Origin of the sequence: Pseudoalteromonas sp. TB51, assembly GCF_000498055.1 — a bacterium.
Taxonomy (GTDB): Bacteria; Pseudomonadota; Gammaproteobacteria; order Enterobacterales; family Alteromonadaceae; genus Pseudoalteromonas; species Pseudoalteromonas atlantica.
Genome location: NZ_AUTO01000136.1, coordinates 1 through 9,482, shown reverse-complemented (window position 1 = coordinate 9,482; position 9,482 = coordinate 1). Strand labels below are relative to the sequence as shown.

7 protein-coding genes and 2 pseudogenes are annotated in these 9,482 nt (G+C 40.6%); 2 read left to right on the top strand and 7 right to left on the bottom strand.

From position 1 onward, the window contains the following. The 4 genes and pseudogenes from L650_RS0107100 to L650_RS0107085 all read right to left on the bottom strand — a co-directional run. Window positions 1-579 (bottom strand): FAD-dependent oxidoreductase (locus tag L650_RS0107100; RefSeq protein ID WP_029772676.1); only part of this gene is annotated, 579 nt, incomplete at its 3' end. Window positions 580-807: 228 nt separating this feature from the next. Next, window positions 808-2,001 carry an alginate export family protein gene (locus L650_RS0107095; RefSeq protein ID WP_029772675.1) on the bottom strand — a complete coding sequence of 398 codons (1,194 nt, stop codon included), beginning with the start codon at window positions 1,999-2,001 and terminating at the stop codon, window positions 808-810. A 9-nt stretch (window positions 2,002-2,010) separates the two neighbouring features. Beyond that, window positions 2,011-3,750, bottom strand: coding sequence for a bifunctional protein-serine/threonine kinase/phosphatase (locus tag L650_RS0107090; protein WP_029772674.1), 1,740 nt, complete (start codon window positions 3,748-3,750; stop codon window positions 2,011-2,013). 13 nt (window positions 3,751-3,763) lie between these two features. Beyond that, a pseudogene (locus L650_RS0107085) lies at window positions 3,764-5,206 on the bottom strand (MFS transporter). 286 nt (window positions 5,207-5,492) lie between these two features. Here L650_RS0107085 and L650_RS0107080 point away from each other — a divergent pair. Next, on the top strand, window positions 5,493-6,251 hold the full coding sequence (locus L650_RS0107080) for a HesA/MoeB/ThiF family protein (protein WP_024032649.1): 759 nt from the start codon (window positions 5,493-5,495) through the stop codon (window positions 6,249-6,251). Between the two features lie 37 nt (window positions 6,252-6,288). Here L650_RS0107080 and L650_RS0107075 read toward each other — a convergent pair whose 3' ends face one another. From L650_RS0107075 to modA, 3 genes and pseudogenes are all read right to left on the bottom strand, one after another. Next, window positions 6,289-7,326: an ATP-binding cassette domain-containing protein gene (locus L650_RS0107075; protein WP_029772672.1), complete on the bottom strand. Its 1,038-nt coding sequence runs from the start codon at window positions 7,324-7,326 to the stop codon at window positions 6,289-6,291. Next, a pseudogene (locus tag L650_RS0107070) lies at window positions 7,319-7,961 on the bottom strand (molybdate ABC transporter permease subunit). The gene L650_RS0107075 and the pseudogene L650_RS0107070 overlap by 8 nt, the downstream one beginning before the upstream one ends. After that, window positions 7,948-8,700 (bottom strand): molybdate ABC transporter substrate-binding protein, encoded by a 753-nt coding sequence (modA, locus tag L650_RS0107065; protein WP_029772671.1) that lies wholly within the window; start codon window positions 8,698-8,700, stop codon window positions 7,948-7,950. The pseudogene L650_RS0107070 and the gene modA overlap by 14 nt, the downstream one beginning before the upstream one ends. Window positions 8,701-8,747: 47 nt before the next feature. Between modA and L650_RS0107060 the strand changes: the two genes are divergently transcribed. Beyond that, on the top strand, window positions 8,748-9,482 hold a 735-nt coding region (locus L650_RS0107060), incomplete at its 3' end, for a molybdopterin molybdotransferase MoeA (RefSeq protein ID WP_029772670.1).

Sequence of the window (9,482 nt, the reverse complement as noted above, 5' to 3'; positions counted from 1 at the left end):
CCGCCCGCCAGCACCATCTATTTGTACGCCCATAAGTTGTGGCGCAAATTCTATTACATGGGTTTGCAAGCCAAGCTGCTTTAACGCGTTGGCAGCTTCTAGCCCTAATAAACCGCCGCCAATTACTACGCCCACTTTGCTGGCATGTGCAGATTTTTTTATGGCGTGTAAATCGTTAATGGTCCTGTAAACGAGGCAATGCTCACGGTCTTTTCCTGGAATGGGTGGTACAAATGCAAATGAGCCAGTTGCCAGTATTAGCTTGTCGTACGCAAATGACTCGCCTTTTGCAGTAGTGACTGTTTTTGCATCGCGGTTTATATCAACCACTTTAGAATGAGTATGAAAGCACACTTGCCAATCTTGATAGGTTTTACTGCAGGTAAGTGCTAAATCGTCTTCGGTTTTACCTTTAAAAAAAGACGAAAGCTGTACGCGGTCATAAGCGAGTCGGTCTTCACCGCTAAGTACGGTAATCTCCATATTTTGAGTATCACCTTGTTGTGATACTAGCTGTTGTACAAAATGATGGCCAACCATTCCATTTCCGACAACTACAACACGCTGCTTGCTTAGCATTAAAATCACCTGTTTGATTTAAAATACACTTAACTTTAAATGGGTACTTTAAATGTATAATTTATTATGTGTTGGTTATAGCAATATGCAAGCCAGATATATAAGCATTACATTTCAATAATTTAACTGAGTTAACACAGTAAAAAAGAAGTGAAAGCACCACAAGCTGGCGCTATTGCACCAACTTGTAACGCTTTAAATTAAATAACGAGGGTTTAGGTTAAATACTTAAAATTTAGCGCTTACCCATACCCACAGTTTTTGGGTATCGACTTTGCCTGCAGCGCTATCGCCTGCTGAATAATCGGCATATTTTGCGCCTACGGCATAGGTTTTATTAATAGGCTTTACGTATTGTACGTTTAGCTCTGTGCCTAAATCATCAACGCCATTGGCGCTATCGTTGGCATCAAAGCTGTGATACGCCAGCAGCCATTTACCGCCGTAAGCTTTACCATTTAAACTTACATAAGTGTCATCAAGCCCTTGTGCTGGGGTTGCTAAAAACGTATCGGCCCAGCCATTAAATTTATGCATTGTGGCAAGCGGCGTGGCAAAACCATAATCACCATTATCAGAACCCAGTGACTCAATACCAGCTTTTAATGTAACGGCTTCAATGCCTAAACCGCCTAAATCTATCCCCCCCTCAAATGCATAGTAATCAGCGTCAAAATCACTCATGCTCGTTGATGCAGATTGCGTGGCGTACTGTGCTTTATAGTAAAATTTAATATCGCTTAGCGTTTTATTACCATTAAAAGACACACCATAAGTATCTAAGCTGTCATTATCTATTGCATCGTCACTTAATAAATAGCTGTATAGAACCACCTTACCTAGGCTTGTTTTAAAGCTTGCATTGATAAGATGATCGGATGCATCAATATCTTTGCTATCAGCAAATATACGGTTGCGCTTACTTATGTAGCTATAGTGCAAGTTAATATCATTAAAGGTGTAATTTACTGTTGCAGCATCAAAGGTTTGCCTGTCTTGCCTAAAGCCAACGTGGCCTACAAAGCGCTGCCCATCAAGCGCTATTACTTGCCTACCTACTTTAATTGATAAAGCATCTTTTGCGTACTTAACAAAAGCCTGATCTACCTCTGTGGTTTCAGGGTCGGCTATTACTGAGTAATTTGTATTTTTACCCAGCGTATTGTTGTAATCGTCTACACCGAATAGGCTTCGGCTATCTTCGACCTCTAATAAAGCAGAAAAGCCATTCACTTCATCGGTTTTATGAGTAAGGCGAGTACGCAGCGTTAAGCTACTGGCATCTTTTAGTGCGTTATCTTGCTCTGCACTTTCATAACGCAGCCTAAAATTAAGGTCGGTTTGCGCTGCAACACTAATAGAAGGCGCAGCAATGCACCCTATCATTAAAATAATAGGTAAGTTATTTTTATAATTTAACATGTTGGTCTCTTAGTTTTTAATTATGAGCACGCACAATAAAATGATAAATAAACACAGCGAAATGCTCTTCCAGAGTAATACTGGATCGCGTTTCATTATTGAAATTTTGTTGGCTGAGCTCTGTAAATGTGGATTAGGTTTACTAATATCTGTTAAAAACTCAGAAAATGCGTGGTATCTGAGCGCTGGTTTTGGCGCAAGTGCTTTCATTAAAGCCTGATCTAACCAAAAGGGTATATCGGCTCGGTACTTGCGAATACTTGTGTATTGCCAGTGGCTGTAATCAATAGGGGTATGACTTGCCGGTAATGTTTTATAAGGCAGCTTCGAGCACAATAACTCATAAGCAATCACCCCAAGCGAAAACATATCGCTTTTAAAATCGGCATGCAGCGAAATAAGTGTTTCAGGTGCCGTATAATCTATAGTACCTTGCGGGCAGTCATCGGCTATTTGCTTAACCGACTCATCCATAGCCGCAACACTTACAGTACCGTAATCAATTAACGTAACTTTACCGTGTACATCTATCATCACGTTATCGAGTTTTAAATCACGATGTACCATATCTAATCGCTGAAAAGCCCTTAGCGCATGCACTATTTGCTCTACAATACTGCGCACTTGAGCTATTTCTAAATAAGGGACGTCGTGCTTATAGTCACTGAGGGTTTGTCCGTCCATGTACTCGCAAATATGATATAAAAATCGGCTTTGCGATTGCGTATTTAAAACCTTCATTACATTAGGATGATTAATACGTTGCCCTACCCACCCTTCGCGTATAAAGCCTTGAAGGTAATGTATATCGTCTTCAAAATTAACCGAGGGTGCCTTTAATACAACGGGAGGTGCATCAGGTGCTTGTTGTACCAAATAAATGTGCGATCGGCTGCTTTCGTTGATTTTACGAATAACCGTATATCCATCAATTATTTGGCCAACTTCTAATGCGGGTGGTATTTTTCGCTGCGTTAACGATTGATAAAGCTCATCTAGATTTTGCTGCGCAGTGCTATTTACCTTCACTAATAAACAACTCACATTATCATCACTGCCTTGTGCTATAGCGCGTGAGGTAATGGCACTTGCTGCCTGCTCTAAGTTGTTATGGGCGTTTATTTCGTTGGCAATTTCACTATAGGGCAATACATCATGCACACCATCGCAAGTCAGTATGTAAATATCGCCGGCTTTTAGGTCAACTTCGTAAACATCAATTTCTTGATGTGACTGCGCGCCTAAAGCACGAGTGAGCGTATCGTTTACTTTATGATCCCGCGTTATCGCTTCAATTTGATTATCGCGTAAACGCGTAATGCGAGTATCGCCTAAATGAAATATATACCCCGTAGCTGATTTTAATATAAGCGCCGTAAAGGTGGTCATCCAATCAGCTTGGCGTTGCCCTAAGTGGTTATAGTTAACTGATTGCGAATATAACCACTGATTTAAGCTAGCTAAAACCTTAGAAACCGATTTTTTGACCGCCCAACTGTCGGGTGTATTTAAATACTCATTTATAAAGTGAGTAACACTGAGCTGCGATGCTTGTTTGGCATTTTTAGCCGATGAACACCCATCCGCTAAGCACGCAATAGCGCCTTTTGTTTCTTGTTGTTCGTGCTCAGTATTTAAAGCAGCAAACGCATCTTGATTTTCATCTTTTATGCCCGCGGCACTGTGCCCACCAAAAGAAACATCTAGCGTATTATTACGAACTTGAGCGTGTTGGGTTTCATCAAACATGGTTAACGCTGCCTTAAGTCACTGAAATAAGTTCAACAGAGCCATCTTCGTTTACTTCTGTCATGTGCCCATCTGGCTCTTTCATGAAAAATAACGCCCCTAAACCTAACAATGCACTGGCAGCAATAATCATAAAGAACGTTTGGTAATCCACTAATGAGAGCGCCGTTAAATACACCACCGCGCCAACGTTACCGTAAGCGCCTGTCATACCTGCAATTTGCCCTGTTAAGCGGCGTTTAATAAGTGGCACAGCAGCAAAAACCGCCCCCTCACCAGCTTGCACAAAGAACGAACACGCCATGGCAGCAGCTACTGNAGCCAAAGTGGCCAGCTAGCGTCAACTAAACCCATAACAAAGTAGCCAACAGCTAACCCTGAGGTAAGAACAATAAGTGTTTTACGACGACCCATTCTATCTGAGATCCAACCACCACCCGGGCGCGAGGCTAAATTCATAAACGCATAAGCAGAGGCCAGTAAACCTGCGTACACCATATCTAGGCCAAACACTTCCATAAAAAATAATGGCAGCATAGATACAACGGCCAGCTCTGAGCCAAAGGTGGTAAAATATAAAATATTAAGTACAGCTACTTGTTTGAATTCGTAGCGGTGCGATTCTGGCACGGGTTGTTTAAAAATATGTCCGTTTATATCAAAGGTTTTATATACCTCGTAAGCGTATAACAGCACTAAAAATGCATAAACGGCTAAAACAAAATTGGCAGAAATTAAATTAGCGCCTGTAGGAGACAACTTCCAAGTAAGTAAAGCCAGTGCGCCATACATAGGTAATTTCATAATAAGCAATAATACAAAGTCACCTTTACTGGTTACTTCCATTGCGCCTACTTTTTTAGGCTTAAAGTACGTCCCCCCTTTTGGTGTATCGGTTACGTTTATGTACCAAATAACACCAAAAATAACGCTAAGTACGCCCGTTAAACCAACGGCATAGCGCCAGCCATCGTCACCTCCAAACATAAGCGCTAATACAGGTAGTAACATGGCNGCCACCATAAATACCTTCTGCTGTACCAAGCTCATTAGCCGGGAACCACTCGCTCACCATACGAATGCCCACTACAAAGCCTGCACCAATAAAGCCTAGTGCAAAACGCGCGATAGCGGCTTGCTCAAACGTGGTGGCCATAGCAAACATAAAACACGGTATGCTACATAAAATAAGTAAAGCGGCATAAACAATACGCGGGCCAAACTTATCTGTCAGCATGCCAACAACAACACGCGCCGGAATGGTTAAGGCCACATTTAAAATGAGCAGCGTTTTTACCTGTGCCATAGTTATACCTAGCGAGCCCGCTATTGCCCCTAGTAATGGAGCATGGTTAAACCATACAAAAAAAGAGATAAAAAACACCATCCAGCTTAAATGTAGTATTTTCATTTTTCCGCTAAACGATATGAGATTAAACCCAGAGCTCGGTTGCATGTTTTTTTCCTTGTAACGATTATTATTTTAAGCAGTGAGTACGACTTTGGTAGTAATAACACTGCGATGATTGTTAAATTAACGTTAACCGCTTTCAGCAATTACTAAGCCAACAATTAATAGGTAGGTTTTTCAGTCACTTATATTTTTGGGAATTAATATTTATTTCGCTTTGCACTATTTAAGCAGCTTTGTTGGGCGTAAACAGTGCAAAGAATTTTTAAGCTTTACTTGCTCTAGGTTTTAACTAATTGGTATTGTTAAAAAAAATTATGAGAACTCATTAATGCAAAAACCCCCTTTAACGTATCAGCAGCAATTACGCTATTCTCGCCATATTATGCTTCCTCAGCTAGATATAGATGGACAAGAAAAAATATGGCAAAGTCATGCTCTTATTGTGGGGTTAGGTGGATTAGGCTGCCCAGTTGCGCAGTACTTAGCGGCATCGGGCGTAGGTACGTTAACGCTTGTAGATAACGATGTGGTTGATGCAACTAACTTGCAAAGGCAGGTGCTCTATAAACAAAGTGATGTTGGGAGCTTAAAAACCCACAGTGCAAAAAAACAGTTAACTCAGTTAAATGATGAAATAGAGATCCACACTATTGATGAATTTTTAAATGAAAACTCGCACCTTGAACAATTACTTAGCAAAGTAGATGTAGTTATTGACTGCACTGATAACTTAGCAACACGAAATTTGCTCAACAGCGCCTGCTATAACACCCGCACGCCCTTGGTTTCGGGCTCTGCCATAAGGTTAGAGGGACAAGTAGCCTGCTTTACAATGGCGCCTAATAGCCATTGCTACGGGTGTGTGTCACAGCTCTTTGGCGAACAAACTCAAAGCTGTTCAGAGTCAGGCGTGCTCTCTCCTATTGTAGGGCTTATTGGCAGTATTCAAGCGACTGAAGCACTTAAAATTATTGCAGGACTGCCTAGTAAACTCACCGAGCAGCTATTACTTGTAGATGGTTTGAGTATGGAGTTTAACCGTTTTAACATTGTTAAAAATAAGCACTGCCCTGTTTGCAGCGCTTAATTTAGTACATGGTAAATACATGACTGCTTTTAAAAGCCTAATTTAGCGTTTCTAGGTTATTTATTGTCAAGTAAATCTGCTCGCCTAGGCTTACAGCACTTTGCTGCCATTGCCTTTTAGACACCGCGCAATACAGTAATTGCGTATCTACGTTAACAGTTAGCAGCCATTGCTCATCAAGCTGCTGGGCATTTTCAAGCATACCTATTAGCACGTTTGAACTGCTCTCGTTAATTGGTTTTACTTTGTTGTAGGTTATTTGGCTGCTTTCTATAATTAACTTATGGTTTTGTTTTACCAGCGAAGGCACTGCATATAAATGCTGTTGGCTATTACTAAGAGTAAGCTGGTATAGACCAAAAGCATCATTAAATTCAGGCTTACTATAACTAAGTATACTAAGTGGCGTTTGGCTCTTATTTGTATAAATACTTTGCACCACTTCTTGTGTTGCACCGCACTGGAGCACGTTGCCTTTCGCTATATGAAGTAATGTATCGCTGCAATAAAGTAGCTCTTTTAAAGAGTGGCTAACAATAATAAATTTAATACCATGGGATTTATTAAGTTGTTGAACAGCCCCCAACATAGTAAAACGCGTTGACCAATCTAAGGCGCTAAATGGCTCATCAAGTAAAACTACAGATTGCCCACTTAGTAGTGTTCTTGCAAAAATTACGCGCTGGCTCTCCCCGCCCGAAAGCCCCGACACATCACGATTTAGTAATGGGTTTAGTGCTAATAAATCAATTACCTGATCAGGCGTTAGGTTGTTACTTTTATTTTTACAATGCTTGTGAGTAAACAGTAAATTACCCATCACATTTAAATGTGGAAATAACGGGCACGACTGCAGCTGTAAAGTAAGTAGGCGTTTATCGGGCTTTAAATGGGTAATATTATGATTATTTATACACACATTTTGCGCCGTCGTAAGCCCTGCTATCGCCTGTAATAAGCTCGATTTGCCCGAGCCCGAAGGGCCAAACACCCCTAAAATATCAAATTGATTTATAGCTAAATCAACATGTAATTCAAAATCGTCCAAACGTTGATGGCATTGTATTTTAAGCACGATTAGCAGCTCCGTTTATCACGGTTTTATTAAATTTAAACAACAACACTAAACACGCAAACGAGATTGCTAGCAATACCAACGACAATTGGTGCGCTGCCCCATAATTAAGCGACTCTACATGGTCGTACAATGCAATAGACACCACTTGAGTTTCGCCTTGTATATTGCCACCAATCATTAGCACTAAACCAAATTCTCCCAATGTATGGGCAAAGCCCAGTGCAAAGGCACTGCCTATGCTTGGCTTTAATAGCGGTAACGTTAAATACATAAAACGCTTAAATGGGCTGATCCCCAAGGCAATAGCAGCTTGATTATAAGTAGTATTTATTTGTTTAAAGCCCGCCAGNAACCACCCCTTGAAAACTAAACGCGAGCTGCGTACCCGTGAGCCAAAACCAAAACTGGCCAAATGCATGAGTAGGTGAAAACAACACCAATAAATAAAAGCCCATTAGCGTAGGCGGCAGCACCAAAGGCATTGCTATAAGTGCTTCTAATATAGGCTTTAACTTACCTTTATAACTGGCTAGTTGCCATGCAAGCGGAATGCATATAATCAACAAAATAGCAGCCGTTATAAAGGCAAGCTTAATTGTAAGCCACAGCGCTGTTACATCACTTGCTAACATCACTTTCCTTTGCTTTATAACCAAGCTCTAATAATGTTTTTGCGGTTGAGGGGTCATTTAAAAAAGCCATAAACTTTTTAGCTGCCGTTAAATGTTTAGTAGCGCTTATGATAACGCCTTGCTGCGTTATTTCAGGGTATTTTTCAGGTTCGATAAGCGTGTAATTTAAATATTTTTTATTTTTAGTTTTGCGATACGCCGACTTTAACGTAGATAGCGCGACCAAGCCTTTAGCGGCATTGCCTGTTTCTACAAATTGAAACGCATGGGTAATATTATTTCCATACACAAATTCATACGGTGTTTTTATATAGTTTTTAGCATAATGCGCCGATGATTGCCCATATGGCGAAAACCTTGGATTAGCAATGGCTAATTTATGATTAATAACTGAGTTGCTTGGCTGCCACAGCGCTAATAAACCTATCGCATAGGTGGTTAAGCTATTTTTAAGTGCAAAGCCGTCTTTGATCAGTGCGTGTGGGCGTGCAGCGTCGGCTGATAAAAAAATATCGTACGGTGCACCATGCATAATTTGTGAGTGTAATACGCCGCTAGAAGCAGCTGATATTTTAATATTAATATTTTTCAGGGCTGGGTTAGTTACCAGCGTTTGCAGCACAGGTTTAAAATTGCTCGCAACGGCTATGTGCAGCGTTTCTTTTGCGTTAAGAGGATTGCTAAATACCACTAACAGTAATAACAAATAACCACACCATGTATTGTAAAGCTTTAACATTATAAGTATTGTTTTAAAAATCAGACACATTATAAAAAACAATATATATGAACGATGTATGCAATGCACCTGGTTTATTACCAGTAGAAACCGCAATTAGTAACATGCTAAGCGCTATTAACGTTGATAAAGCCGCAGAAACCATTTCAATAATGCACAGTGTTGGCCGTGTTTTAGCAAACGATATTAAATCCAATATAAATGTGCCTGCTCACGATAATTCGGCAATGGATGGCTATGCACTTTGCCTAAGCGAAGGGCTAACAACTTATCAGCAAGTAGGCAGTGTATTTGCTGGGCAAACCTTTAAAAACATCTTAACACCTGGGCAATGCGTTAGAATTATGACCGGCGCTGCCCTGCCCCCTGGCGCTAATGCGGTAGTTATGCAAGAAAACGCCAGCGTAGATAACGACAAAATAACTTTTACAGGTCATATTGAGCTCAATAATAATGTGCGCTTTGCAGGTGAAGACATTGCAAAAAATAGTGTTGTTTTTAAAGCGGGCAGAAAACTAAAAGCAGTCGATGTAGGCTTACTTGCCTCTATTGGTATTAACCAAGTAAGTGTATATGAAACACTAAAGGTCGCGGTTTTTTCTACAGGGGATGAACTTATAGAGCCTGGCAATGCCCTACCTGCAGGTGCTATTTATGAAAGTAATCGCGCTGTTATATTAAGCGAGCTTAATGATAACAATATAGAAGTGATTGATTTTGGGATAATTGCCGATGATAAAACGCTCATTAAAAACACATTTTTAAAAGCAAACGAGCAAGCC